The sequence below is a fragment of the Butyrivibrio sp. MB2005 genome (genome assembly GCF_000424285.1).
In the GTDB taxonomy this organism is placed as follows: domain Bacteria; phylum Bacillota; class Clostridia; order Lachnospirales; family Lachnospiraceae; genus Butyrivibrio.
Genome location: NZ_AUJP01000015.1, coordinates 131121 through 157894 on the forward strand (window position 1 = coordinate 131121; position 26774 = coordinate 157894).

The 26774-nt window shown below is 42.2% G+C and carries 25 protein-coding genes and 1 pseudogene; 20 read left to right on the forward strand and 6 right to left on the reverse strand.

Going from position 1 to position 26774, the window contains the following annotated elements; genetic code table 11:
- Window positions 1-60 precede the first annotated feature (60 nt).
- The 20 genes from fba (at window position 61) to G610_RS0109365 (ending at window position 22026) form a co-directional block, all read left to right on the forward strand.
- Window positions 61-996 (forward strand): class II fructose-1,6-bisphosphate aldolase, encoded by a 936-nt coding sequence (gene fba, locus G610_RS0109260; protein WP_026524554.1) that lies wholly within the window; start codon window positions 61-63, stop codon window positions 994-996.
- A 147-nt stretch (window positions 997-1143) separates the two neighbouring features.
- Window positions 1144-1647 carry a transcription elongation factor GreA gene (gene greA / locus G610_RS0109265; protein WP_026524555.1) on the forward strand — a complete coding sequence of 168 codons (504 nt, stop codon included), beginning with the start codon at window positions 1144-1146 and terminating at the stop codon, window positions 1645-1647.
- Window positions 1648-1682: 35 nt separating this feature from the next.
- Window positions 1683-2204 (forward strand): flavin reductase, encoded by a 522-nt coding sequence (locus tag G610_RS0109270; protein WP_051197900.1) that lies wholly within the window; start codon window positions 1683-1685, stop codon window positions 2202-2204.
- Window positions 2201-2824: a YdcF family protein gene (locus G610_RS0109275; RefSeq protein ID WP_026524557.1), complete on the forward strand. Its 624-nt coding sequence runs from the start codon at window positions 2201-2203 to the stop codon at window positions 2822-2824. Before G610_RS0109270 ends, G610_RS0109275 begins: the two co-directional genes overlap by 4 nt.
- Window positions 2825-2859: 35 nt before the next feature.
- A complete protein-coding gene (locus tag G610_RS0109280; protein WP_026524558.1) occupies window positions 2860-5028 on the forward strand; it encodes an ATP-binding protein in 2169 nt (722 codons plus the stop codon).
- A complete protein-coding gene (locus G610_RS20370; protein WP_051197901.1) occupies window positions 5021-7030 on the forward strand; it encodes a response regulator in 2010 nt (669 codons plus the stop codon). The genes G610_RS0109280 and G610_RS20370 overlap by 8 nt, the downstream gene beginning before the upstream one ends.
- Window positions 7031-7096: 66 nt before the next feature.
- On the forward strand, window positions 7097-8683 hold the full coding sequence (locus G610_RS0109290; RefSeq protein ID WP_026524559.1) for an NAD(P)/FAD-dependent oxidoreductase: 1587 nt from the start codon (window positions 7097-7099) through the stop codon (window positions 8681-8683).
- 104 nt (window positions 8684-8787) lie between these two features.
- A complete protein-coding gene (locus G610_RS0109295) occupies window positions 8788-9984 on the forward strand; it encodes an FprA family A-type flavoprotein (RefSeq protein WP_026524560.1) in 1197 nt (398 codons plus the stop codon).
- A 30-nt stretch (window positions 9985-10014) separates the two neighbouring features.
- The gene (locus G610_RS0109300; RefSeq protein ID WP_026524561.1) at window positions 10015-11094 is read left to right on the forward strand and encodes a PTS transporter subunit IIC; all 1080 of its coding nucleotides are present in this window, start codon (window positions 10015-10017) and stop codon (window positions 11092-11094) included.
- A 22-nt stretch (window positions 11095-11116) separates the two neighbouring features.
- Window positions 11117-12142, forward strand: a complete 1026-nt coding sequence (locus tag G610_RS0109305; protein ID WP_026524562.1) for an aldo/keto reductase — start codon at window positions 11117-11119, stop codon at window positions 12140-12142.
- Between the two features lie 28 nt (window positions 12143-12170).
- Complete coding sequence (locus tag G610_RS0109310) at window positions 12171-13199, forward strand: glycoside hydrolase family 5 protein (RefSeq protein WP_026524563.1); 1029 nt, start codon at window positions 12171-12173, stop codon at window positions 13197-13199.
- Between the two features lie 223 nt (window positions 13200-13422).
- On the forward strand, window positions 13423-15981 hold the full coding sequence (locus tag G610_RS0109315; RefSeq protein ID WP_026524564.1) for a beta-glucosidase: 2559 nt from the start codon (window positions 13423-13425) through the stop codon (window positions 15979-15981).
- Window positions 15982-16307: 326 nt separating this feature from the next.
- On the forward strand, window positions 16308-17288 hold the full coding sequence (locus G610_RS0109320) for a substrate-binding domain-containing protein (protein ID WP_442855665.1): 981 nt from the start codon (window positions 16308-16310) through the stop codon (window positions 17286-17288).
- 195 nt (window positions 17289-17483) lie between these two features.
- Window positions 17484-18191: a hypothetical protein gene (locus G610_RS0109325; RefSeq protein WP_026524566.1), complete on the forward strand. Its 708-nt coding sequence runs from the start codon at window positions 17484-17486 to the stop codon at window positions 18189-18191.
- Window positions 18192-18225: 34 nt separating this feature from the next.
- Entirely contained in the window at window positions 18226-18876 is a 651-nt protein-coding gene (locus G610_RS23800; RefSeq protein WP_330368111.1) for a CD3324 family protein, read from the forward strand.
- 672 nt (window positions 18877-19548) lie between these two features.
- The gene (locus G610_RS0109345) at window positions 19549-20112 is read left to right on the forward strand and encodes a GNAT family N-acetyltransferase (protein ID WP_026524567.1); all 564 of its coding nucleotides are present in this window, start codon (window positions 19549-19551) and stop codon (window positions 20110-20112) included.
- Window positions 20113-20176: 64 nt separating this feature from the next.
- On the forward strand, window positions 20177-20350 hold the full coding sequence (locus tag G610_RS23050) for a hypothetical protein (protein WP_155830997.1): 174 nt from the start codon (window positions 20177-20179) through the stop codon (window positions 20348-20350).
- 64 nt (window positions 20351-20414) lie between these two features.
- Window positions 20415-20930 (forward strand): GNAT family N-acetyltransferase, encoded by a 516-nt coding sequence (locus tag G610_RS0109355; RefSeq protein ID WP_026495521.1) that lies wholly within the window; start codon window positions 20415-20417, stop codon window positions 20928-20930.
- A gap of 106 nt (window positions 20931-21036) precedes the next feature.
- Window positions 21037-21369 carry a DUF3795 domain-containing protein gene (locus G610_RS0109360; protein ID WP_026524568.1) on the forward strand — a complete coding sequence of 111 codons (333 nt, stop codon included), beginning with the start codon at window positions 21037-21039 and terminating at the stop codon, window positions 21367-21369.
- 39 nt (window positions 21370-21408) lie between these two features.
- A complete protein-coding gene (locus tag G610_RS0109365; protein ID WP_026495523.1) occupies window positions 21409-22026 on the forward strand; it encodes a flavodoxin family protein in 618 nt (205 codons plus the stop codon).
- A gap of 90 nt (window positions 22027-22116) precedes the next feature.
- On the opposite strand, the gene G610_RS0109370 is transcribed toward G610_RS0109365, so the two are convergent.
- The 6 genes and pseudogenes from G610_RS0109370 to G610_RS22665 all read right to left on the reverse strand — a co-directional run.
- Window positions 22117-22644, reverse strand: coding sequence for a nitroreductase family protein (locus G610_RS0109370; protein WP_026524569.1), 528 nt, complete (start codon window positions 22642-22644; stop codon window positions 22117-22119).
- A 57-nt stretch (window positions 22645-22701) separates the two neighbouring features.
- Window positions 22702-22872, reverse strand: a pseudogene (locus G610_RS20380) (TfoX/Sxy family protein); the annotation flags it as partial.
- A 56-nt stretch (window positions 22873-22928) separates the two neighbouring features.
- A complete protein-coding gene (locus G610_RS0109380; RefSeq protein ID WP_026524570.1) occupies window positions 22929-23693 on the reverse strand; it encodes a class I SAM-dependent methyltransferase in 765 nt (254 codons plus the stop codon).
- A 355-nt stretch (window positions 23694-24048) separates the two neighbouring features.
- Window positions 24049-25515: an ATP-binding protein gene (locus G610_RS0109385; RefSeq protein WP_026524571.1), complete on the reverse strand. Its 1467-nt coding sequence runs from the start codon at window positions 25513-25515 to the stop codon at window positions 24049-24051.
- A 97-nt stretch (window positions 25516-25612) separates the two neighbouring features.
- Window positions 25613-26260 carry a helix-turn-helix domain-containing protein gene (locus G610_RS20385; RefSeq protein ID WP_051197902.1) on the reverse strand — a complete coding sequence of 216 codons (648 nt, stop codon included), beginning with the start codon at window positions 26258-26260 and terminating at the stop codon, window positions 25613-25615.
- A 313-nt stretch (window positions 26261-26573) separates the two neighbouring features.
- A partial coding sequence (locus G610_RS22665) for a transposase (protein WP_051198106.1) occupies window positions 26574-26774 on the reverse strand: 201 nt, incomplete at its 5' end.

Sequence of the window (26774 nt, forward strand, 5' to 3'; positions counted from 1 at the left end):
ATTGAGCTATAATATTTCTAGTTATTTTGTTAACAAATTATACGAAAGGTGGTACAAATTATGCCATTAGTTACAACGACTGATATGTTTAAAAAAGCATACGATGGTGGATATGCTGTTGGTGCATTCAATATCAACAACATGGAGTTCATTCAGGCTATCACAGAGGCTTGTGACGAGCTTAAGAGCCCCGTTATCCTTCAGTGCTCAGCAGGAGCTATCAAGTATGCAAAGTTCCCTTACCTTGTAAACATGGTTAAGGCTGCTGCAGAGTCTACATCTATTCCGATCGCTCTTCACCTTGATCATGGTGCAAACTTTGATATCTGTAAGGAGTGTATCGACAACGGATTCACATCTGTTATGATCGATGCTTCTTCTCTTCCTTACGAAGAGAACATTGAGCTCTCTAAGAAGGTTGCTGAATATGCACACGAGAAGGGCTGCACAGTAGAGGCTGAGCTTGGTACTCTTTCAGGTGTTGAGGATGATGTAAACGTTGCTGATGATGCAGCACAGTACACAAATCCTGATCAGGTTGAGGATTTCATGAAGCGTACAGGCGTTGATTCACTGGCTATCGCTATCGGAACAAGCCACGGTGCTTTCAAGTTTAAGCCCGGCCAGGATCCTAAGCTTCGTCTTGATATCCTTGAGGAAGTTGTTAAGAGACTTCCCGGATTCCCGATCGTTCTTCACGGTTCTTCAGCAGTTCCTCAGAAGTACGTTGGAATCATCAATGCTAACGGCGGCGCTATGAAGGATGCTATCGGTATTCCGGATGAGCAGCTTCGTGCAGCAGCCAAGAGTGCAGTCTGCAAGATCAACATCGACTCCGATCTTCGTCTTGGTATGACAGCAGGTATCCGTCAGCACTTCGCTGAGCATCCTGAGCACTTCGATCCTCGTCAGTATCTTGGCGACGGCCGTGCTTATGTTAAGGAAATCGTTCACGACAAGATCATCAACGTTCTTGGTTCAGACGGCAAGGCTTGATAAGTACATAAAACGATATTCAGGCTGCCACGGAGAAATCCGTGGCAGTTTTTCGTTTGTTACCAATAGTTTACGATTTCTTTATTTTATTTTTTACGGTATCTCGTGTAAAATTATTATATATGCGTAGAAGGAAGGTTTGTTTTAATGAATAATCAGCTTACTAGAAAAGACATTGAGGACATGGAGGCTGAAATAGAGCATAGAAAGGTCGTTGTCAGAAAAGAGCTTCTTGAAGACGTTAAGGAAGCAAGGGCTCAGGGAGACTTAAGCGAGAATTTCGAGTACTATGCAGCTAAAAAGGCCAAGAACCAGAATGAATCAAGAATCAGATTCCTCGAGAGAATGATAAAGACAGCAGAGATCATAGATGATGAGAGTGCTGAGGATGAGATAGGCCTTAATAAGACAGTAACAGTCAGAATAGAAGAGGATGGCACGGAAGAAGTCTACAAGATCGTTACAACTGTTCGCGGAGATGCACTAAACGGACTTATCAGTGTGGAATCCCCCCTTGGCAAACAGCTTATGGGACATAAGGTCGGAGATAAGATTAATATCGAGGTCAACAAGGATTACAGCTATGACCTGACCATTCTTAAGATTGAAAATACAGAACTTACCGATGATGACAAGATAAGAGATTTCTGATCGGTAATTCAAATAACGGTTCGGAGGAATGAACTATGGATGAAGATTTACACGTATTTCAACCGGTAGAACTAGATGATATTTTGGAAGGCCCTTTTAAATTCAATGATGATAACTGGGCTCTTTTGACTGCGCAAAAGGACGATACGGTTAACACGATGACCATATCATGGGGCGGTGTCACCTATATTTGGGGCAGGACCTGTGCTGTTTTGTATGTCAGAGAGAGCAGCTATACAAGGGAGCTGATTGACAGCAGTAAAAGACTTTCCCTGTCATTTTTGGATCGGGGCGAATTTGCGGGAGTAAGGGATTACCTTGGTTCTGCTACAGGTCGCACTGAGGATAAGATTGCTGGCTCAGGCTTACATGTAAATTATTTCGAGGACATTCCTTTTATTGATGAAGCAGGAAGTGTCATCATCTGCAGAGTTTTGTACAGGCAGAAGATGGTTGAGGACTGCTTCATGAATGGCCGCGTTCTTGCGGACCATTACAGAAATGAAGATTATCACTATACTTATATTGCAGAAATCAAGCGAGTTATGATCAGATGAGCATTGTCAACAAAGCATCTTTTGAAGATATAGGAAAATTTATTTTTTTAAATGAAGAGCCGCAGAAGGCGGATTTAATACTAATTCCGGGAGCTCCCATAAAAGAGCTTGCATATCACGGAGCAGATTTATATAACAGAGGCTTTGCACCTCTCATTCTTTCAACAGGAAAATATTATTTTAAATATAAAGACCTCTTCGAGGAGTTTGAGGTTTTCACAGGGAGCGGAGAGAATGCTCTGGGACAGGAGACAGAAGCAGAGTTTATTCAGAAGCTTATGATGGAAAACGGCGTTCCAAAGGACAGCATTATTTTGGAGAAAGAATCCATGAGCACCTTTGAAAACGCCAAGAACGCAAAAAAATGCATAGAAGAGGACTTAAAGGATAAGAACATAAAGCACATTATTCTTTGTTGCCAGGCTTTTCACGCCAGAAGAGCGCTTATGACCTTTCAATCGGAACTCAGGGACATAAAGATAACGGTTTGTCCTGTGGTTACAAGGAACATAAGCATAGACACCTGGATGGATACGGAGAAGGGTTACAATCTGGTACTTGGAGAGCTCAGTAAGTGCGGCGAGTACTTTAAAGGCAGCAGGATGTATGAGCTGAAGTGATTTAATATGGCGCTATTTATATGAGGGATATTTATATGCGCATACAACCTAAAAGACGATGGATAGTCGTTACCCTTTTTATCATTCTTTTTATTCTGCTGGCGTTCGTTGTAGATGGAATACAAAGAAGATTCATCTATAATGACAGAATGGTTCAGCTGACCACTTATTATGATCAGCTGGATTCAGTTATTACGCACAGATTTGCCAGATATCAGAAAATTCTAAGCAGCTGGATGTACCATCTACAGAACAAGAACGAGACAGGTATAGACAGCTTTCATGATTATGTTTCCTCTGAAAAATTAATATGGGAAGTCGAAGAGGTCTATCTTTTTGATGAAGCGGGAAATTACATTAATGATTTAGGAGACAGCGGAGATGCGAAGCTAAGCGAGGATGTTATTGAAAAGCTGACATGCAGAGGACTTCTTCAGGCTGTAAAGTATACCCCCGAAAGAGGAAAGAGACAGGATCTTTTCATTCTGGCAACAGAGCCCGGAGAGTACAACGGGTTTAATTACTGTGCCATAGGTATGGGATATAATCCTGAGCAGATGAAGGAAAGACTTACGATTATTTCAGGAGATCTGTCTGATTCTGAGAACTATCTGACGGACTGGCAGGGAAATCTCATAATGACATCAGTTCCTTCCCACATGGAGCACCCGAATATTCTGGATTATGTCACAGAGAATGCAGTGATAATAGGCAAATCAGCGGAAAAGCTAAGGAAGGAAATATACGATAGAAACACCGGCGTAGTAGAGGTTAAAATCTCAGGTGAAAATTATTATCTTACATACATGCCCTGTGATGCTGTAGATTCTATGCTAATTTGCCTTACTCCTGTCAGCAAAGCAGATTCTACCATCAATAGAATGAGGATTCTAAACAACATATTCCTTCTTTTGGCATTTGCTTTTGTTCTTGTGCTGGTGGTGGGAATTCTCAGATATACCAAGATGCAGGATGTTCTTGCCCTTGCAAAGTCCACAAACGATACTAAAAATAAGTTCCTTGCCAATATGTCCCATGACTTCAGAACTCCCATGCACGCAATGGCCGGTTACCTTGAACTTATGAAGGAAAATGCAAATGACCCTGAGAAGGTCATTGAATACGGACAAAAAGCAGAGCTTGCTCACAAGAACATGTTAAATATGATCAACAGCGTTCTTGATCTTAGCAAGATGGAAGAGGGCGGCGATGAAGTACAAAACACTAAGTTTTCTCTGGAAGCTGTCCTTGAAAATGTAAAGAATGACACTGCGGCTCTGATTAGCAGCAAGTCTCAGATTTTCAGAATAGACAGAAGTAACACAAGAGAAGAGGATTTCATCGGAGATGAGGAGAAATTATTACTCATATTAAAGAATCTTATCAGGAATTCCAGTACATATACCGGAGATAATGGCGAGATCGGTCTTGAGGTATATGAGGATAAGAGCATAGGCAATAACCAGGTAGAGCTTCGCTTTGAGGTTTCCGACAACGGTATCGGAATGAGTAAGGAATTCTTAGAGCATATCTTCGAGCCCTTTACAAGAGAGCACAGACAAAATGACAGCAGGGAGCTTGGTGCAGGACTTGGTCTAGCGGTAGTAAAGAACCTTGTTGATATCATGGGCGGAACCATAGAAGCAGATAGCATAATAAACGAAGGTACAGTCTTTACATTAAGACTTACCTTTGAGCTGCCTGAAAAAACAGAAGCAGAAGAAATGAAACAGATATCCCGAATAGTTGAAGAGGGCGAAGTTATATACAGCTCGGAAGATTTCGGGAATATTTTCACCGGAATGAGGTTCCTTGCGGCAGAGGATAATGAACTTAATGCAGAGATAATCTGCGAACTGATTAAGCTAAAGGGTGCAGAGTGCGATGTTGTGACAGACGGTGAAAAAGCTTTGGAGGCCTTTAAGAATTCAAAGCCCGGTTACTACGACATGATACTTATGGACATCCAGATGCCCAATATGGATGGTTATGAAGCTGCTAGCGCCATCAGAAATCTGATAATTGAGGGCAGAGAGGATGCTGCCACAATTCCGATCCTTGCAATGAGCGCCAATGCATTTAGAGATGATATAGAGAAAACCAGCGCATCCGGCATGGATGCTCATATTCCGAAGCCTATAGACATTAAGCTTTTTGAGAACACTGTTAAAGCACTTAAACTGAGGGGGCATACAGTTGGCTGATAATGGTAATAATAAAGGCAAAGAACCGGAATTTTCCATGGACTGGTTTTTTGACTATGTAACACAAAAGAATAGAAGTATCGCCGCTATTTTTGATGCCGAGACCTTTGAGGTGGATATAATCTCTGATAATACCGAGGAGATAATAGGTATTCCCAAGGAGGAGCTTCTTAAGGATATTTATCCCCTCTTTGAAAATGCCCAGGATGCCAGAACTGAGTTTACCCCTGATAAAGAGGCTTTTCTTAAGCTTGGCGTCGGCGAAGTGATGACCCTTGATGTAATTGATGCGGTAAACAGGATTACCGGTGAGCACATTTACTTTGAGGCATCCCTTGAGAGGCAGATCATTGGCGGAAAAGACAGATTCCTTCTGGTTTGGGTTGATAAAACGGCAGAAGTTATCCGCAATAAGCAGATGGAAAACATGATCGATGTGGCAAATGCCGCAAATGAGGCAAAGACTACCTTCCTTGCCAACATGTCCCATGATTTCAGGACGCCCATGAACGCCATCACCAATTTTAATCTTCTTATTGCCAAAAACTCTGACAATCCTCAGAGAGTAAGGGATTATACACATAAGATAGGACTTGCCTGTCAGAACCTTTTAAGACTCCTTAACGATGTCCTTGATATGAGTAAAATCGAGAGCGGCGCCACAAAGATAAGTCAGCAGGAATTTGCCCTTGGACTCCTTCTTGAAGAGGTAAATTCTGTAATAGCTTTTCAGGCAAAGGGCAAGGAGCAGGACTATCAGGTTCATGCAGGAGGCATGAGGCAGGATCTTTTCATCGGAGATAAGCAAAAGATAAATGAAGTTCTTGTAAATATCCTTGGAAATGCCGTTAAATACACACCTGTTGGCGGCAAGATTGATTTCTCTATCAGTGAGGAAAAGGTCACCACCGGCGACTACTGGGATGTGAAGTTTGAAGTAAAAGATAATGGCATCGGAATGAGTAAGGATTTCCAAAAGAATATTTTTGATGCCTTCACAAGAGAAGAGAAAAAGGAAGTCAGCGGCATACAGGGAACAGGTCTTGGAATGGCCATAACAAAGAGCCTTGTTCAGATGATGGGCGGAACCATTTCCGTTGAATCAGAGGAAGGCGCAGGATCAACCTTTGTAATAACCCTAAGACTTCCAAGCGTGAACCAGGATCAGGGCGATTTCTGGGAGAACCACGGAATCAGACGAATTCTTGTAATAGATGATGATATTCAGGAATGTGAAAAAATAAATACCGCCCTTGAAGACACCACAGTAGAGGTATTTTTCTCCACAAGCGGCTATAAGGCGCTGCACCTGATAGAAGTAAGCGATCAGGATGAAAGCGGCTTTGATGTGATACTTCTTGGAATGCAGATTAGGAGCATCAGCTGCTTTGAACTTGCTAAGAGGATAAGAGAGAAGGACCTGCGTCCGCAGCCCGTTCTTTTACTTTTGACAGAGGACTGGGAGGATGTGGCCCAGGAAGCAAGAGAATCGGGAATCTATGATTTCATTACCAAGCCCTTCTTCATGTCCACCTTCCAGCAGCTCATAGAGGATATTACCAGCAGACCGGGCTTAAATAATGAGAAGAAAAAGAGTAAGCCCTTGGAGGGCATAGAGATACTTGCAGCAGAGGACAACGAGATAAACGCAGACATTCTTGTGGAGCTTATGGAGATGGAGGGTGCATCCATAGTAAGAGTTCCTGACGGATCAAAGGCGGTTCAGGTCTTTGAAAAGTCTGAAAAGAACTTCTACGACGTGATTTTGATGGACGTACAGATGCCTGTCATGAATGGCTATGAGGCAGCAGGTAAAATAAGGGAACTTGACAGGGATGATGCCTCTACAATCCCGATTATAGCCATGACTGCGAATACTTATGCCGAAGATGTACAGAAATCACTGGATGCGGGCATGAATGCACATGTTTCAAAGCCCATAGACATTGAGGTTTTGAAGAATACCATCCTGGAAATTCTAGAAAAGATGCGGTCGACATAAGGATTTTTACATGTTAATATAATGTAGTTATTATCATATGATTATAAAATGGAGCAAACAATTAAAATGAAGAAAGCGTTAGTAATTGGAGCAGGTCCTGCAGGTCTTACTGCGGCCTATGAGTTACTTTCAAGATCAGATGAGATAGAGGTAGTTGTCTTCGAGGAGACAGAGAAATTCGGCGGTATCTCACGTACTGTAGAATATAAAGGAAACCGTATGGACATGGGCGGACACCGCTTTTTCTCCAAGGTTCCCGAAGTAAATGAGTGGTGGGACAACATGCTTCCCAAGCAGGGAAAGGCATCCTATGATGACATCGTGCTTAAGAGAAGCTCTACACTTACACCCGGTGGTCCCGATCCTGAGACAGAAGACAGGGTAATGCTCAGAAGAAATCGTATTTCCAGAATTTTCTTCAACAGCAAGTTTTTCGATTATCCCATCACACTTAAGGTAGAGACCTTCACCAACATGGGTCTTGCTACTACCATAGTTGCAGGATTTTCATACATCAAGGCGATGATCTTTAAGCGTAAAGAGAACTCCCTTGAGGATTTCTATGTAAACCGTTTCGGTAAAAAGCTTTATTCCATGTTCTTTGAGCACTATACAGAGAACCTTTGGGGAAGACATCCTTCACAGATCGATCCCAGTTGGGGCGCTCAGCGCGTTAAGGGTGTATCCATTATGGCGGTTCTTGCCAATGCCTTTAAGAAAAAGAGCGGCAAGAAGGGCGGCAAGGTAGAGACTTCGCTTATCGAGGAGTTCAGCTATCCTAAGCTCGGTCCCGGACAGCTCTGGGATGTAACCGCAGAAGAGATCAAGAAAAAGGGCGGTACCATCATTACAGGTGCCAAGGTCGTTAAGATCAATAAAGACGGCGATCATATCACAGGAGTTACCTATGAGAAGGATGGCCAGATGGTAACTGTAGAGGGTGATTATGTAATAAGCTCAATGCCTATCAAGGATCTTGTAGCCGGCATGAACGATGTGCCTGCAGATCCTGCAAGAATTGCAGCAGGTCTTCCTTACAGAGATTACATGACACTTGGTGTTCTTATTCCTCACCTTAATCTTGTGAATAAGACCAATGTTAAGACCATCGGCAATATCGTTCCCGATAACTGGGTTTATGTACATGACAGAAACGTAACTATGGGACGTTTCCAGATTTACAATAACTGGTCACCCTACCTTGTTAATGACATTGACCACACAGTATGGATGGGACTTGAGTACTTCTGCAATGAGGGCGACTCAATGTGGAGTATGACAGACGATGAATTTGCCAAGATGGCAATCGAAGAGATGGTTAAGATCAATCTCATCGGTGATGCTGATGAAGTAATCGATTATCACGTAGAGCGTGTTAAGAAGGCATATCCTGCTTACTTTGATACCTATGATGAGATGGACAAGCTGGTTGATTACCTCAACACCATCGACAATCTGTACTGCGTAGGTAGAAACGGACAGCATAGATACAACAATATCGACCACTCAATGTGCACATCCTTTGAGACAGTTAAAAATATTCTCGGAGGAGTACGTGACAGAAGCAATATCTGGAGTGTAAATACCGAGAAGGAATATCATGAGTCTTCTGAGACCAAGAATCCTGAGGACGAAGAAATCGAGATAGATTAAACAAAAATAGGCGCCAAATTCTTTTGGCGCCTTTTATACAACATTGCGCAGGTTAGCGCATATTTCTAAAATAGAAAATAAAAACAAAATAGGAGGGTAAGATAGTGATTAATTACAAGAAGATTACTGATGATACTTACTGGATCGGCGGAAGCGACAGGAGACTTTCAAGATTTGAGAACATTTTTCCTCTTGAGGACGGTGTTTCCTATAACAGCTATGTCATTTTGGATGAGAAGACTGCGCTTTTTGATACCGCGGATATTTCCATTTCAGATCAGTTCCTGGAGAATTTAAAGGGAATTCTTGCAGACAGGAAGCTGGATTATCTTGTCATAAATCACATGGAGCCGGATCACTGCTCTCAGATAGCAACGGTTGTTTACATGTATCCTGATGTAACTCTGGTAGGAAATGCCAAGACCTTTACTTTCCTTTCACAGTTTTTCCCTGAACTTGGTTCAATTAATAAGATCACAGTGGCTGAGGGCGACAGCTTAGAGCTTGGAAAGCATACCCTTAGCTTTGTAATGGCGCCTATGGTTCACTGGCCGGAAGCTATGTTCACATACGATGCTTCAACAGGCGTTCTTTTCTCTGCAGATGCATTCGGAACTTTCGGAGCAATCGATGCAGGCATTTTTGCAGACGAATATGACTTTGAGAAGAGATTCCTTGATGAAGCAAGAAGATACTATGCTAATATCGTAGGAAAATACGGCATGCAGGTGCAGGCTGTTCTTAAAAAGGCAGCAGGTATCGACATCAAGTTTATCTGCCCTCTTCACGGACCTATCTGGAGAGAGAATATCGCATGGTTTATTGATAAGTACCAGAAGTGGAGCACCTATACTCCTGAGGATGACGAGATAGTGGTTATCTACGGAAGTCTTTACGGACATACAGAGAGTGCTGCTCAGAAGGCTGCATCAATGCTCAGGGAAAAGAGCGGCAAACAGGTAAGAATCTATGATGTTTCTCAGACCCACGCTTCAGTCCTTATTTCTGAAGTATGGCGCTGTGGCAAGATTGTGCTGTTCTGCCCTACTTACAACAACGGTATCTATACACCTATGGAGAATTTCCTGTCTGACTGTGCAGCTCTTACAGTTCAGAACAGGACCTTTGCCCTTGCACAGAACGGAACCTGGGCACCTGCATCAGGAAAACTCATGAGAGAAAAATTAGAGGCTCTTAAGAACATCACTATCGTAGAGCCTGTGCTCACAATCAAGAGCGCACTGTCAGAGACGGACGAGCCTGAACTTAAGGCCTTTGTGGATGCTATAGCAGAGGCTTAAGAATATTAAACTTAATAACGGGAGAGTATTATGAAAGAGTTTTTGAAGAGAAAGAACATTGTCATTTCGGGGAAAAGATATGGCATTGATGCATTGTCAGCTATGGCACAGGGACTTTTTGCATCACTGCTTATCGGAACGATTCTTAACACCATCGGAACACAGGCAGGAATCGCATGGCTTTCTGAGGTAGGAAAATTTGCATCATCCATGAGCGGTGCAGCAATGGCTGTAGCTATCGGATATGCACTTCAGGCACCGCCACTTGTTCTTTTTTCACTTGTAACTGTTGGTTATGCAGCAAATGCACTTGGAAGCACAACTCTTTCAGGAGGCGCCGGCGCCGGCGGTCCGCTGGCAGTTCTTCTTATTGCCATTCTTGCAGCAGAGTGCGGTAAAGCTGTTGCAGGAGAGACAAAAGTAGACATTCTTGTAACACCTATTACCACCATACTTGTGGGCGTGGGACTGGCATATCTCATCGCACCTGCTATCGGAACAGCAGCTTCATCAGTTGGAAATGTAGTAATGTGGGCAACTGAGCAGCAGCCATTCCTTATGGGAATAATAGTTTCAGTGGTCGTAGGTATTGCACTTACACTTCCTATCTCATCTGCTGCTATCTGTGCAGCCCTTGGACTTACCGGTCTTGCCGGAGGCGCAGCTGTAGCTGGATGCTGTGCTCAGATGGTTGGCTTTGCGTTCATGTCCTTTAAGGAGAATAAGTGGGGCGGCCTCATCTCACAGGGTATCGGAACCTCCATGCTTCAGATGGGAAATATTGTAAAAAATCCCAAGATCTGGATAGCACCTATTCTTACTAGTGCCATCACAGGACCTATTGCAACCTGTGTTTTCCATCTTCAGATGAATGACCCTGCAAGTGCAGTGGCATCAGGTATGGGTACCTGCGGACTTGTTGGACAGATCGGTGTTTATGCAGGTTGGGTAAATGATGTAGCAACAGGAGCCAAAGCTGCTATCACAGCTTTTGACTGGATCGGACTTATACTTATCTGTTTCGTACTTCCTGCCGTGCTCACATGTGCATTTGGAGCAGCATTCAGGAAGCTTGGCTGGATCAAGGAAGGCGATCTGAAATTATCATAAATGAAACAAAGGGAGGTTTCTTATGCGTAATGTAACACTTGGTAAGACCGGAATAGTTGTCCCCCAGAACGGATTTGGCGCGCTTCCAATTCAGAGAGATGATATGAAGATGAGTGTCGAGATTCTTCGCAAGGCCTATGAAGGCGGAATGCGATATTTTGATACTGCAAGAGCCTACAGTGACAGTGAAGAGAAGCTTGGAAATGCCTTTGAAGGAATGAGAGATAAGATCTACATTGCTACAAAGACGACAGCCAAGACACCGGAGCAGTTCTGGAAGGATTTAGAGACTTCTCTTACTAATTTAAAAACAGATTATATTGATGTTTATCAGTTCCACATGGTTACTCAGTGCTACAGACCGGGCGATGGTACCGGCATGTATGAGTGCATGGTGGAAGCCAAAAAGCAGGGAAAGATAAAACATATCGGCGTTACATCCCACAGAATAGCAGTGGCGATGGAGTGCGTTGAATCAGGTCTCTATGAGACCATGCAGTTCCCCTTCAGCTATCTGGCTGATGAGAAGGACATCGCCCTTGTTAAAAAGTGTCAGGAGTTGGAGGTTGGTTTCATTGCAATGAAGGGTCTTGCAGGCGGTCTTATCACCAATTCCAAGGCTGCTATGGGATTTATGCTGGATTATCCAAATGTGGTTCCCATCTGGGGAATTCAGAGAATGAACGAACTGGATGAGTGGCTTGCATTTTTTGATGAAGAGCCGGTTATGACTGACGAGATCAGAGCTTTTATCGAGAATGAGCGAGGGGAATTATCAGGAGATTTCTGCAGAGGCTGCGGATACTGTCTTCCCTGCGCAGCGGGAATTGAGATAAATAACTGCGCAAGAATGTCTCTTATGATAAGAAGAGCACCAAGCGCAGGCTGGCTTTCACCCCAGTGGCAGGAAAAGATGGAAAAGATCGAGGACTGCATAAACTGCGGTGCATGTATGAGCAGATGTCCCTATGGACTTAAGACGCCTGAGCTTTTGAAGAAAAACCTTGCTGATTACAGAAGGGTTATTGCAGGAGAGATTACGGTTTAAGTATTACACTAAGAGAAAGGAGACGGGTATGAAGGAGTTTGCCGGTTTCTCACATGGAATTAACCTGGGTGGATGGCTGTCACAGTGCGACCACACCAAGGAAAGATACGATAATTTTATTGTGGAAAGTGATATCGAGAAGATTAAGAGCTGGGGACTTGATCATATCAGAGTTCCCGTTGATTACGATCTTGTGGAGGAAAAAGACGGAACCTATAAAGAAGACGGATTTGCCTACATTCAGAAGGTTATAGACTGGGCAGGTAAGTACGGCCTTAATATGGTACTTGATCTCCATAAGACCTTTGGATACAGCTTTGATGGCGGAGAGCAGGAGTTTGGATTCTTCGAGAACGAAGCATACCAGGAGCGCTTCTATAAGTTATGGGAGCAGTTTGCAAAACGTTTTGGCAAATATGAGGACAGACTTGCTTTTGAGCTTTTGAACGAAGTAACCAAGAAGGAATACAAGGATATCTGGAACAGAGTTTCAACAGAATGTATTAAGAGAGTAAGAGTCTATGCTCCTACTATAAAGATTCTTGTTGGCGGATATTATAACAACAGTATCGTTGCTCTTAAGGATATCTGCGATCCCTATGATGAGAATGTGGTTTATAACTTCCATTGCTATGAGCCTCTTGTTTTCACACATCAGGGCGCTGCGTGGATTGATACCATGGATACCTCATTCCGCATGCCTTTTGATTCCACATACAAACAGTACGAGGATAATGCCTTTGCACAGCTTGGAAACAGGCCTGAGGAGCTTAAGGTTGATGATCCTGATAAGAAGCTTGGCATAGAGTATTTTGAGCAGTATATGGAAGAGGCTGTTAGAGTAGCTAATGAGAGAAATGTTGCTCTTTACTGCGGGGAGTATGGTGTTATCAACCTTGCTACTCCGGAGGATACCCTTAAATGGTATCAGGCAATAGGAAGCTGCTTTAACAAATACAACATCGGCAGAGCTGCATGGAGCTATAGAGAGATGGATTTCGGACTTGTGGATGCCCATATGGACAGCGTAAGAGATGAGATTCTTAAGCTGATGTAATCTAACTAAATAGTTATCAGGAAATAGTCGGCAAAGGCTTGCCGGCTATTTTTTTACCTTTTTGCAAACGGTTCCATGATCTTTATAGGCTTGCAAAAATTGAAGTAGATATAATATATAAATCTGTGAAATCGTATATTTAATGAGATATATGGTTGTATCATAGAGAAGTAGAAAAACTTTTAAATTCAATTGGATATTGTTACATAAGGAGGTTATTTCAATGAGTATTTGGAAAGCTACCAAGGTAGCAGAGATGTCAGCCAGAGAAAAGGCTCACATGGAGAAGGTTCGTAAATTTGCTGCTGAAGGTATGGTTCTTTTAGAAAATGACGGAACTCTTCCGCTTGCTGCTGATACCAAGAAGATCGCACTTTTTGGTAACGGTGCAAGACACATGATCAAGGGTGGTAAAGGATCAGGTGACGTTAACAGCAGAAGCGTAGTTGGAGTTGAGCAGGGAATTATTGAAGCAGGCTGCGAAGTAGTTTCAGGCAGCTGGCTTGATGCATATGACAAGATCTGCACAGATGCTAAGGGAGCATATGATGCAAGAGTTAAGGACTTAATCGAGAACTCAGGCAATCCCATGGCAGGCTTCATGGAGATTTTCAACAATCCTTATCATGATCCTGATGTACAGGAAATCGGAGATGCTGACCTGGCAGATGCTGACGCAGCTGTATATGTAATTGCAAGAGATTCCGGCGAAGGTCGTGACAGAAAGCCTGTAGCAGGTGATTATGAACTTACAGATAATGAGAAGAAAAACATCGAGAAGCTGGCAGCACGCTATGATAAATTCGTAGTTGCTCTTAATGTCGGCGGAGTTATTGATACAAAGGCACTTAGAAACACAAAGGGCGTTGGCGCAGTACTTCTTATGAGCCAGGCAGGAAATGTTATCGGTACAGTTTTTGCTGATGCACTTCTTGGAAAATCCATTCCCACAGGTCATCTTGCTATGACATGGGCTGAGAATTACTCAGATTATCCGGCATTTGATACATTCAGTTCACAGAACGGAGATGTGGATGATGAATATTACAACGAGGGAATTTTCGTTGGATACCGCTATTTTGACAGCTTTGGTAAAAAGCCCGCATATCCTTTCGGATATGGACTTTCATATACAAGCTTTGATGTTTCTGTTAAGGATGTAAGCCTTACAGGTGAAGAGCTCACAGCTAAGGTAGCTGTTAAGAATACAGGTGATAAGTTTGCAGGTAAGCAGCTTGTTCAGCTCTATGTATCAGCTCCTGATGGAAACGTTGAGAAGCCTGTTAAGGAACTTAAGGGCTTTGCAAAGACAAAAGAACTTAAGCCCGGTGAAAGCGATGAGCTTACAATCAAGGTAAAGGTTTCTGATTTTGCTTCCTATGATGAATCAAAGGCATCTTATGTACTTGAGCCCGGTAAGTATTTCATCAGAATCGGTGAGAATGCATGCAGCACACATATCGCTGCAGCTGTAAAAGTTGCAGAAGAAATCGTTACTCAGAAGCTTGCAAACAAGATGAAGGTTGATACAGAGCTTAATGAGATCTCAGCTAAGAATGCTACTCCTCTTACATACGATGGTGAAGAGTCCGAGAAGGCAGCAGCTAAAGTACTTACACTTGATGCAGCTGCAATTAAGACTATTGTAGCTGAGTATGAGGGAGCTCCCGCAGAATACAATTGTGATAAGGCAGAAAAGATCACTCTCGAGGACGTTAAGTCAGGTAAGGCTACAATGGAGGATCTCCTTGGACAGCTTACAAGAGAAGAGATGGCAGATCTCTGCGTAGGTACAGCAAGAGGCGGCTTTGGAGGAACAAGCGTAATCGGTACTGCATCAGCAGTAGTTCCCGGAGCAGCAGGTGACACAAGCTCCAAGATGGCAGCTGACAGAGGTGTTCATAACCTTGTACTTGCTGACGGACCTGCAGGTCTTCGTCTTACACCTTACTTTGCTGTTGATGAAGAAAATCAGTATATTCCTGAGATGAGTGCTATGGCATTTGATTTTGCAGGCACATTTGAGCAGCCCACAACAGACATTAAGGGTGAAGTTACAAAGTATTATCAGTACTGCACAGCTATTCCGATTGCTACCATGCTTGCTCAGACCTGGAATATGGATGTTATCGAAGAAGCCGGCGACATTGTTGGTACAGAGATGGAAGAGCTTGGTGTTAACCTCTGGCTTGCACCCGGTATGAACATCCAGAAGAATCCTCTTTGCGGAAGAAACTTCGAATACTATTCAGAGGATCCGCTTCTTGCAGGTATGTGCGCAGCAGCTGATACAAAGGGTGTTCAGAAGCATAAGGGATGCGGAACAACCATCAAACACTTTGCATGTAACAACCAGGAAGATAACAGAATGCATACCAACGCTCATGTAAGTGAGAGAGCACTTCGTGAGATTTATCTTAAGGGCTTTGAGGTAGCTGTAAGACAGTCACAGCCTCTGTCAATCATGACAAGCTACAACCTCATAAACGGCATCCACGCAGCAAATAACTACGATCTGCTTACAGCTATATGCAGAAACGAATGGGGATTCGAAGGTGTAGTTATGACTGACTGGGGAACAACAGGCGGCATTGAGATGGAGCAGAGAACATTTAAGTATGGTTGCTCAAATGCTGCTGACTGCGTAAGAAGCGGTAACGATCTTACAATGCCCGGTTCTGATGAAGATGTTAAGAACATCCTTGATAATGGTGTTACAAGAGCTGAGTTGCAGGCTTGTACACGTCGTATCCTTGACTGTGTACTTAAGTGCAGATACTAATTAGGGGTAAGCTTTGGGGAAAGCTTAATAGAAGGTTTTAGAGAAGGTTTAAAAAGAAAGTATTAGAGAAGGTTTAAGAAGGAGCTGTCGCACGGGGGTGCGGCAGCTTTTTCGTACTAAAGGATGAAAAAGTACTTCTTAATGATTCGCAGATAATAGATATTTTAACGAAATTACATAGAAGTTTTAGAAAGTGGGCGGATTCTCTATGTATAATATTAGTGTAGCCTTGTGGTGTTATGCGAAAAAACAGATGCGCAAATATACAGGAGGATATGGTTATTATGAAAAGGAAACTAGTAAGCCTATTAACTGTTGCCGCTCTTATGATAGCTATGCTTACAGGATGTTCGTCCAAAAATGAAGTTGGAGCTGAGCAGCTTGCCGACAAGAAAGTTGGGATTTGTATTTATCAGTTTAATGATAATTTCATGACACTTTTTAGAAATGAGCTGTTAAGTTACCTTGTGTCCAGGGGATTCTCTGAGGACAACATCACAATTGTTGATGGTGCCAATAATCAGGATACCCAGACTGCACAGATTAAGGAACTTATTGATAATAATGTGGATGTTCTCATTGTGAATCTGGTTAACTCTTCTTCTGCGGGAACCATTACAGACCTTGTGGCAGGAGCAGGAATCCCTCTTGTTTATATTAACCGCGAGCCGGGCCCCGCAGAAGAGCAGAGATGGGCAGATAAAAACATGAACGTCTGCTATGTAGGCTGCGATGCCCGCCAGTCAGGAACATATCAGGGAGAGATCATTTCAGACCTTGGAAAAAACAAAGTCGACATCAATAAGGACGGCAAGGTTCAGTACATAATGATCGAGGGCGACCCTGAAAACATCGATGCCCAGTATCGTACAAAATATTCAATCAAGGCTCTTCAGGATGCGGGAATTAATGTACAGTGTCTTGATGACCAGATTGGAAACTGGGATATGGATGCAGCAAAGCAGCTGGTGGCAGAGTCTCTTGCTGCACATCCTCAGACAGAGGTCGTTTTCTGTAATAATGATGCCATGGCTCTTGGTGCTCTTGAGTCCATTCAGGCAGCAGGAAGAACCGTTGGCACAGATATCTACCTTGTAGGCTGTGATGCCCTTGCAGAGGCAGTTGATGACGTTATCGCAGGAACAATGACAGGTACTGTTTTCAATGATCATATTACACAGTCCCACAGCGCAGGCGATGCTGCAATTAACTATGTTGCAGGAATCGGAAATGACCACTATATCGGCTGTAACTACGTTAAGGTTACAAAAGATAATGCGAAGAAAATCCTTGATTCAGTTAAATAACTGAAGCTACATACAATAAGAAATGCTTTGATGAAAGCCCGGTATATTTGTACCGGGCTTTTGTCCGCGCAAATAAGGTAAAGAATAATTATAATTATTCTCTCCATTTAAATACTGCAAGAGCGCTGATATTATGAAAAATGTAAAAGCGCTTTGAACAGACAACATGAATTACATTAAAGAGAGGGTATGAAAATGAACAGAGATATTTTTATAAGAAACCTGACTAAGGAAAAAATAGAGATGAGTCCCAAGGGCAGAAGCGCAAATGAGCTTTCACCTGAGGAATTTGAAAAATGCTATGAGAGCTTTTTTGATATGATCTTTGAGATTGCAGACACAGATGTATCAGAAATTGAGGGCTACGGCGAATTTGATGAGAATAATAAGGCGCCCTTTGAAAGTCTTGAAGCTTTTATAAAGGATGACATGCTGGGCGATCCCACAGAAGGCTACTGGAAAAACTGGAAGGAGATGTTTGGAACCACATTCCTTAAGGAAGACTACTACAATGAAATAGCTTCCAAGGCACTTCACTACGCACCTTTCTGTGAAGATAAGAGATTCCTTGCAAACAACAACACGTTCTTTTGCAACATGATAGTGGGTGAAGATGGAAAGACCTACTGTACTGACTGGGGAAGAGCAGGTATCATGGATTATATGATGGATTTTGCAATCCTTGATCTCAATAAGCCATATCTTCTTGTTCCTGAGAAGCTCTTTGAATATGCAAAAAAGAGAAATATTGAAATTTCTGATTTTAAGGAGCGTTTCCTGTGCATGGCTTACTATAAGGGAATTGTTACTCTTAGATGGCACGCATCAATTGACGATTTAGAGTCCTGCGAGTCCATCGTAAAGTCCATAAATGCACTTGAAGAGCGTATGAACAGGCTTTGATCAAAAAATATTGGGCGGGAGGAAATTACTTAAAATGAAATACGAAAATGCCGGGGACATTCTTCCTGCTAAGCTTTTGGAGGAAGTGCAAAAATATGCTGCGGGGAAGCTTATCTACATCCCAAAGAAAGAGAAAACCAAGGGATGGGGCGAAGCATCAGGCTACAGAGATAAACTGAATAAGCGAAATGCAGCTATCTGCAGCCGTTATTCCTCCGGTTGTTCGATCATGGAGATAGCAGAGGAGTTTTTCCTGTCTCCTGAAACCATAAAGAAGCTGGTTTATGGAAAGAAGGTGAATCTGCCAATGTTTTCCAAAACAATTACATCTGCAAAGCAATATGCAAATGCAGGTATGGGTGAAGAGTGGGTAAGGATATACTTAAACTCTCTTGGGCAGGAAATGCCTGACAGTGCAGACTTTTTCATGACAGAGCTTGTAAGGATTCCGCTGAGATTGATTGAAAATGATTCCAGTGAGAACTGTGATGATGCTGGCGATGCAGCCTTTGATGTGCCATTGATAGTTCTGTTTGATAATAAGAAATTCGTTACACCTTATCAGCCGGGATATCTGCAGAGTCTTAAGGAAGAAAAGCGCAACGCCCAATATGCTTTTGTCTTTGCTAATACTGACGAATATGGATATTTCTGGAATAATTTTGGGAAGAATTTTCAGAGATAAGAGAGTTTTTGACCAGTGCGGATGCGTTTTGAGGGGGTTGTGAATCTTAGAGAATAAGAATTATTTACCGGCAGTCTTAGGGCTGCCGGTTTATTTTGCGCCAAAAAGAAACCTGAAGTTTCGAAAGAAGAAACCCACTGCTTATGGCATTGGTGGGACTTGTACTGTACAATGATAGTGCATCTATAAAGTCCAGATAGTGCCAACTGATCTATGAAAAACTGATCAATCATCAACTGCTTTTTTGCGGGTGTGCTTTGGCTTTCTTACGGGGATAAAATGGTAAAACACTATTTATCACTGTAGGATTAGCAGGTGATAGTCGTCAGATTACGTGGATGGAGCAGAGAAACGTTATTTGGCCCCGTAAGAAAGGCGGGAAATAATGGCTGGATTACGGGGGCGGAGCAGGGAAACGCTATTTGGCCCCGTAAGAAAGGCGGGAAATAGTTGCTGGATTACGGGGACGGAGCAGGGAAACGCTATTTGGCCCCGTAAGAAAGGCGGGAAATAGTTGCTGGATTACGGGGACGGAGTAGAGAATCCATATTTTACCCCGTAAGATAGACAGCGAAAGTCTATGTGAGGATATTATTATGGGATTTGGAGAAGAGTTAAAGAAGGCCAGAAAAGATAAACACATTTCTCAGGAAGAACTTGCGGAGATAAAGTATGAAACTTGTTGAACTTAACACATCAGAGGTTGAGAGTATCTATAAAGAGCGGCTCGTCTTTGATTTTCCAAGAGACGAACAAAAGCCTCTGGATGTAATATTGAAGGCTATGGATAAAGGGATATACGAATGCCTCGGACTCTGGGATGAGGACGAGGTAATCGGCTATGCTTTTCTTGTAAAAAAGGATAAGGATTATCTCATAGATTATCTTGCTATATCGCCCGAAAAGAGAAATCAAGGTGTTGGCGGTACAGCGCTTCAATTACTATCAGAATACTTTGCAGATGTTGACACCGTGATATTAGAGATAGAAGATCCGGACAGAACGGATGATGCAGCAGAAAAAGAGCTTCAGCTAAGGCGGCGAGCTTTTTATCTAAGAAACAACTGCAAAGATACCGGTGTTAGAGCATTTTGTTTTCAGGTGCCGTTCCAGATATTGGTCCTTGGACAGAACAAAACCGAGGACTTGGAAAAGCTGAAGGAGCTGTATCAATCATTTTACAGAATGGTATTACCTAAAGAAGTTTTTGATGAAAATATTGGGGATTTTTATTAAAAATACAGAATGCAAAATAGTGCAATAATAAACTAAAATTCGATTGAGCGAGAAGAGAGAAATCATGAATGTTGTTGTAAAGGCGTTGGAATCGGATGATGAGAAAAAAGGCAAAGCCTTTGTCCATTGGAAGTCATGGCACGAAGCCTATGAAAAGCTTGTGAGCGTGGCATATCTTGATAAGCTTACGCTTGAAAAGTGTGAGGAGTGGGCTTTTCAGTGGCCGGAAATTACTTAAAGAGCCTCGAAGATACTGAGATCCGGATGATCAAAGAATAAAACTACAGGAGAATTACTAGAGAATGTTACTTACAAAAAATATTGAGACACCAAGACTTATAATACAGTCCTGGAGAAAAACTGACACTGATTTTACGCTGGCACTTTGGGGAGATGCAGAGAATGGAAAGTATATGTCTGATCCTTCCTCAGAGAATCAGGATGAAGGCTACCGCCAGGCCGTAGCTGAGATGGAGGATAGTCCTGATGGATATTATCTGATAGCTATTTTGAAAGAAGATGGCAGCCGCGTTGGCACCTGCTGTGCTTTTCCCGAAAATGAGAATTATGACATCGGTTATTGCATTTCTAAAGATCACTGGAAAGAGGGACTTGGAACAGAAATGATAGGTGCGCTGATAGAATGGATTAGGGCAGCAGGTGGCAAGTCTGTTACCGGTGAAGTGGCAGATTTAAATCTTGCCTCTGTCGCACTTCTTCGTAAACTTGGTTTTTCAGAAGATAAGAAAACACGATACAAAAAGTATGGAGAAGAGACATACTTTGATGCTCATTACTATAAGCTGGATTTAGAGTGAGCTTGCGGTTAAGAAATATCCGTGCATAAACTCACTTAATAAGTGAAACGAGTGGTATAGCGTGCTCCAATATGTAATATATAGTCAGGTAAAGGAGGCTATGAAAATGAACAAGTTTATTGCATATTGTGGTTTAGATTGTGAAGCCTGTGAGGCTCGTATTGCTACTGTTAACAATGATGATGATCTGCGAGCAAAAGTTGCAAAGGAGTGGACAGAACTGAATCAGGTTGAGATTACTCCTGAGATGATTAATTGCGTGGGCTGTCGCATTGATGGTGTGAAGACTCCGTTCTGTGATTCGCTTTGCCAGATCAGACAATGCGGTATGAAGAATGGATTCGAAACCTGTGGGGATTGTCAGAACGTGAAGAGCTGCGATAAAGTTGCAGCAATCATCGGAAATAACGAAGAAGCTCGTAGCAATTTGAATGCTTAGCGACTATAATTAATTAAATATTTGAAGGGAGGCATGACTATGAAAGTACTGATCATTAACGGAAGTCCCAGAGTGGGTGGCAACACATCTATTGCAATTAACGAGATGGTGAAGGTATTTGATTCTGAGGGCGTTGAAACAGAAGTTGTACAGGTCGGCAACAAAGATATCAGAGGCTGCATAGCATGTTCTTCATGTAAGACGAGCGGAAAATGTGTCTTTGATGACATCGTTAATGAACTCGCACCTAAGTTTGAGGCAGCAGACGGACTTGTAGTGGCATCTCCTGTATATTATGCCGCTGCAAATGGCACACTTGTATCCTGTCTCGACAGATTGTTTTACAGCACCGGCTTTGACAGAACCATGAAAGTCGGCGCAAGCATAGCTGTTGCCCGCAGGGGTGGATGTTCTGCTACATTTGACCAGCTGAATAAGTATTTTATGAACTGCGGAATGGCTGTTGCAACAAGCCAATACTGGAATAGTGTTCATGGAAGAGATAAGGGCGAAGCAGAGCAGGATCTTGAAGGTCTTCAGACCATGCGTACTCTTGCAAGGAATATGACTTTCCTTATGAAGAGCATTGCTCTTGGAAAAGAGAAGTATGGACTTCCTGAGACAGAAGAACGCCAGTGGACGCATTTTATTGGATAAGTGAGCGATTAGGTTATAATCTGATACTTTGTCATGTTTTCCTTCACATCACAGTACTCAGCATAAAGAGCTCTCTTCCTTAATTGTCTATCAGCCCTTGAATGTATTAAACCAAGCTCTCTCTTCAAACACTTTTTTCTTTGGCGCCACGGGTTCGCTTTCAGCCACTCCTACCGGTAATATACATACTACTTCATAATCCTTCGGCACCAAGAGAATATCCGCTATTTTGTCACATATTCTATCTTCATCTGTAATATGTCCTTCATACCAACAACTCTGATATCCAAGCTCCACAATCGTAAGTAACATGTTCTCAATTGCAGCAGAGTAATCCTGCACAGCAAAGCATCTATCCCGATATGCATTTATCCTTTGCGTCAACACCACAATTATCGCCGGTGCTGTTTCGCATACCGGAGGATTGATTACTTCCTTAATCTTCTTTAAAATACCCGAGTCATCAACTGCTATAAAACTGGTTGTTTGCTTATTACATCCCGATGGAGCAGCCATTCCTGCTTCCAGTATTTTTACTAAATCCTCTTTAGGAACCTGTTTTGAAAGATACTTTCCTCTATAGCTGTGCCTTTTATTTATTATTTCTATTGTATTCACCCGGGTAATCCTCCACTGATTTTCTATATAGCTTGGCATCGTAAATTATTCTGCAAGTTATTTCTTTTTCTTCGGTGCCGGTAGTTCATCATACATAGCCTCAAGCAAAGTCCTAAGGAACTCCCTGTTGTCGATATCATCTATCAACAGCATTTCCTTTGCCCCCTCATACGAGAGTTCCAAGTCTGCTTCTGGCATTAAAGTTTTTGCTGACTGTGTATGCTTGACGCCATTATCTTCACCGCCTTTAGTACGTTATGTTCAAAGAGAAATCTTTTATACGTTTACGCCGGTTTCTTCGTCAGATACAGCACATATGTATCCCTAAACTCGACTTTATCTCCACCCGAAAGCGCCGCACTCCGAAGTTCTTCGAAAAACTTCGTTTTATATGGCTCCGGGATTAAAATGTGATCGCTGTGCGTCCCACAATACATCACATATTCATCCGCAGAAAAAACGCGTTTCCCGTAGAAATCATGGCGAGTCAGATCTACATAGCCATAGTCGGTCGCATGAAGATAGTCAAATGGCTCCTTCATGTTCTTGTATTCCGTCACTGGCTTATAATATAAGTCGTAAACCTTCTGGATATTGCTGTACAGCTCCTCATTTGGTGTCTTATAATCCCCGATCAGAAACATCATCGCCAACGTTCCACCTGGCTTTAACAGTTCAAACGTCTTGGAAAAAGCGACTTTCTCCGGAATCCACTGGATCGTCGCAGCAGAATATATCACATCAAACCGCTGTCCCTCGAAATCGTGCGTAATAAAGTCATCGTTTACGATATGGAAATTCGGTCTTGTGCCGTATTTTTCTTTCATCTTCTCATAGAGATGCTCTCCGAGCTCGATAGCATTATAATCGCAGCCTGTACCCAGAATGGGATCCGTCGCCTGGCCGGTTCCCGGGCCGATTTCCAACACCTTCGTTTGAGCTACGATGCCGGCTTCCTTGATGAAATATTCAAAAAGTTCTGGGCTATAACGAGGTCTGAACTTATCAAACTGCTCCGGAATTGTGTCAAACACCTTACGATATTCCATTGGCTTCTTCCTCATCGCGCTATATTTTTCATCCTGTCCCCAAATTGTATATCCTTAACCATTTATCTCGCAAGATATTGCTATGTTTGTACATTAAGTATAGATTGTTGAGACCATGAATGATTCAGAAAGATAAAATTACAATCAAAATCTTACACCAGTTTCTTACAAAAACCAATTAGTATCTAACTTATAGATATGCGGATTGTATAGTCAATAAAAGGAGCAACCACGGTGATTGCTCCCTTGCTAATGGTCTTAAGGGACTGGGTTAGTGGTCAATTTTCATGATGGTCCTTAGGACGGACAATCAAGTGAAAAACAGGTCTTTATCAGATTTGAAGTCCCTTTTTTCTCATAGTAATGAATTCTTTTTCTTATATCTTCTGTTACTAGTTGAACCAATTATTTCTATTTCGTCAGCCATCTTTGATAGAATCGCTCTTGTTCTTGATTGGCTAAGTCCAATAGCTTCAGCAATCTCAGCTGATGAAGCATCATTAACTGTCTCCAAGAATTCCTTTATCTTATCCCGGGTTTCGCTTGTTTTGTTTCTAGTTTGACTATTCACTTGATTATCCGCTTGTTCGCTTGTTCGCTTGTTCGCTTGTTTGACTGTCCGCTTGTTCGCTTGTTCGACTGCTTCCGCTGTATTCAATCTATAAACGGTAACCTTAATTCCATCACCGAATTCTTCAAAAACAGGCTCTTGCAAACCATACTGCTTACATGACTTGATTATTCTGGGAATGCCGGTTCCCCATGCTTCAACTATGTGCATGTATTGGAACATATCAGCGATTGCCTGGTTCCTGCATTTGGATCTTCCGGTTTTCATGGTTGCAATATCCATTCCGCCATAGAGCATTCCTGGTGATACAACCTCGATTCTGTCATCGAAAATGGAAATCTGAATCTTGGATTCGACTAAATAGCTTCGATGAATAACAGCATTGGCTACCATTTCTCTTATTGACTTTATTGGAAGCTCATATACGTCTTTACTGTAGAGGCCATCAACTTTAGCGCCGATGTTAATATGCTTTAGGATAAACTGGAATGCATCAGACAACTGCTCATAAATAGGACCTTCAAACTCTTTTTTGTCTATAAAAAGATCTCTATCATTTCCTTTAAACAGGGCACACTGTATCTTGGCAAAACGAGAGTGATTATCTGTCATCAAAGAAAATGCGTGTGTGGGTGCTAAATCCCGTCCACTCCGACAGAGAAATCCCATGTCCTCGAGCTTGCCAATGGTCATGTCTTTGACAGCTAATTTTTCATCCTCTGTTTCACAATTTGAAAGCGCAATCTCTTTTACCACGCGGCATAACTCGAGAGCCTTATTCTCATCATAATCAACGCCAATTTCCTGCATTGAGTCATATGACAAGCTAGCCCCTTCAATCTCAAGTTCTTTTAACGTAACAGGATCTGCCGGTCTGCTGGTTCCGTTAACCCTTACATATGAAGTATCTTCTTTTGTTTTGTTAGCCAGATAGTATGGCCTATGTTTCCCCGGAAAGACCTCAACAACAAGAACTGTCTTACCTTCCACTGTTTGGGGATAAATGTCAGTCTCAATAAGCGGTGTACACGAATCTGAAATCATCGATGAAATTGAATCAGAGAGCTTAAACGGGCTCTGGTCCCCAATACCTACAACCTCTTTTGACTCATCGACAATTCCGATTATGCTCTTTCCGCCACTTGTATTAGCAAAAGCGATAATATCCTTTAAAAACTTCTCATGTTTTGAAGGGATTTCTTGCTTGAATTCTATTTTTTTATCTTCTCCAAAGTACTCTTTAGATACCATAGATAAATCTCCTCTGTTCCAGTCATATCATCCAGCATGAATTCTCCAACAAGTTGTTGGAGAAATACAACTCTATAGATTTCTGAAGCAAGTTGCTTCAGTTTTTACTTTTCTCCATTGCTTCCCATTCTGCCTTCATCAGTTCCAGCATCCGCTTCCTCTGCTCGTCTTCCGGAATATCAGAATGATCAACCTTAGTAATAGGGATATCGCGCATAGTCTCGATAAAGTATTGCTTCTCACGCTCATAGCTTTCCTGTGATCGCTCAAATCTGCGCAATTCACTTGTAAGCTTATAAGCCTTTTCTATAGCTGCGCATAAATCCTGATTCAAAGTCGCCTTCGGATCATGGAAAACTTCGTTGTGATAGACTTTTAATTCGATCCAATTTCGGTTCTCATCATCAGTAGCATCTTTCTCCTCTATGTCTACACGATCATGGACTGTGGTCTTTATTGAGAATTCTTCTGTTTCATACAGCTCCAGGAAACATGACAAAACATCGCCTACGCTGCCCAGATGGAAAGTCTCGTCCCGTCCGCATAGCCAATCCATTGAAATACCGCACTTATCAGCAATATTTATGATTGCATCAACAGTAGGCTTAATCTTTCCGCTTTCGTAGGATGACAATGTAGGCTGGGGAATGCCTAATTCAACGGCAAAATCCTTTTGCGATTTATTTCCCTGCAAAGAACGTAACGTTTTGAGACGTTCACCAAATAGATTATCTTTATCAGCCATGGTCGTGCTCCTTTCTTAATACAAGATATATTTTATCATATTTCATGAAAGAAACATATTATTTATATAAATATAGCATATGCTAATACTAACACATTAAGATATAAAGTGAGAGGACAAACGCAAACACATAGTATTTGAAAATGAAAACGGAGATAAGGTCCGTGACAGCAAGATTGAAAAGGGGCTGTGAAAAAATGAGATAATCATTTTTTCCAGCTCCCTTTTTATATCATTTTTTTGTGAGGCATGCTGTTTTTGGCAAAAACAGAGTATAATACCCCTTTCCCCAAGAACTACAAACTTTTTAAACTCAGGCAGCTTCTTGGAGATGCATCTTTTTATTGTGATATTTATATAAGTTATGACCTATTGAAACCAAAAGAACCTCAAGTTTTACGGATTCTATTCCTTTTCGGACTATTCTTTTATACCAACGATCATTTTTTATGATTCCGAAAGTACCTTCCGCTTGAATGGATCTGTTCATTCTAAGGAGTGCTCCCTGGATGCT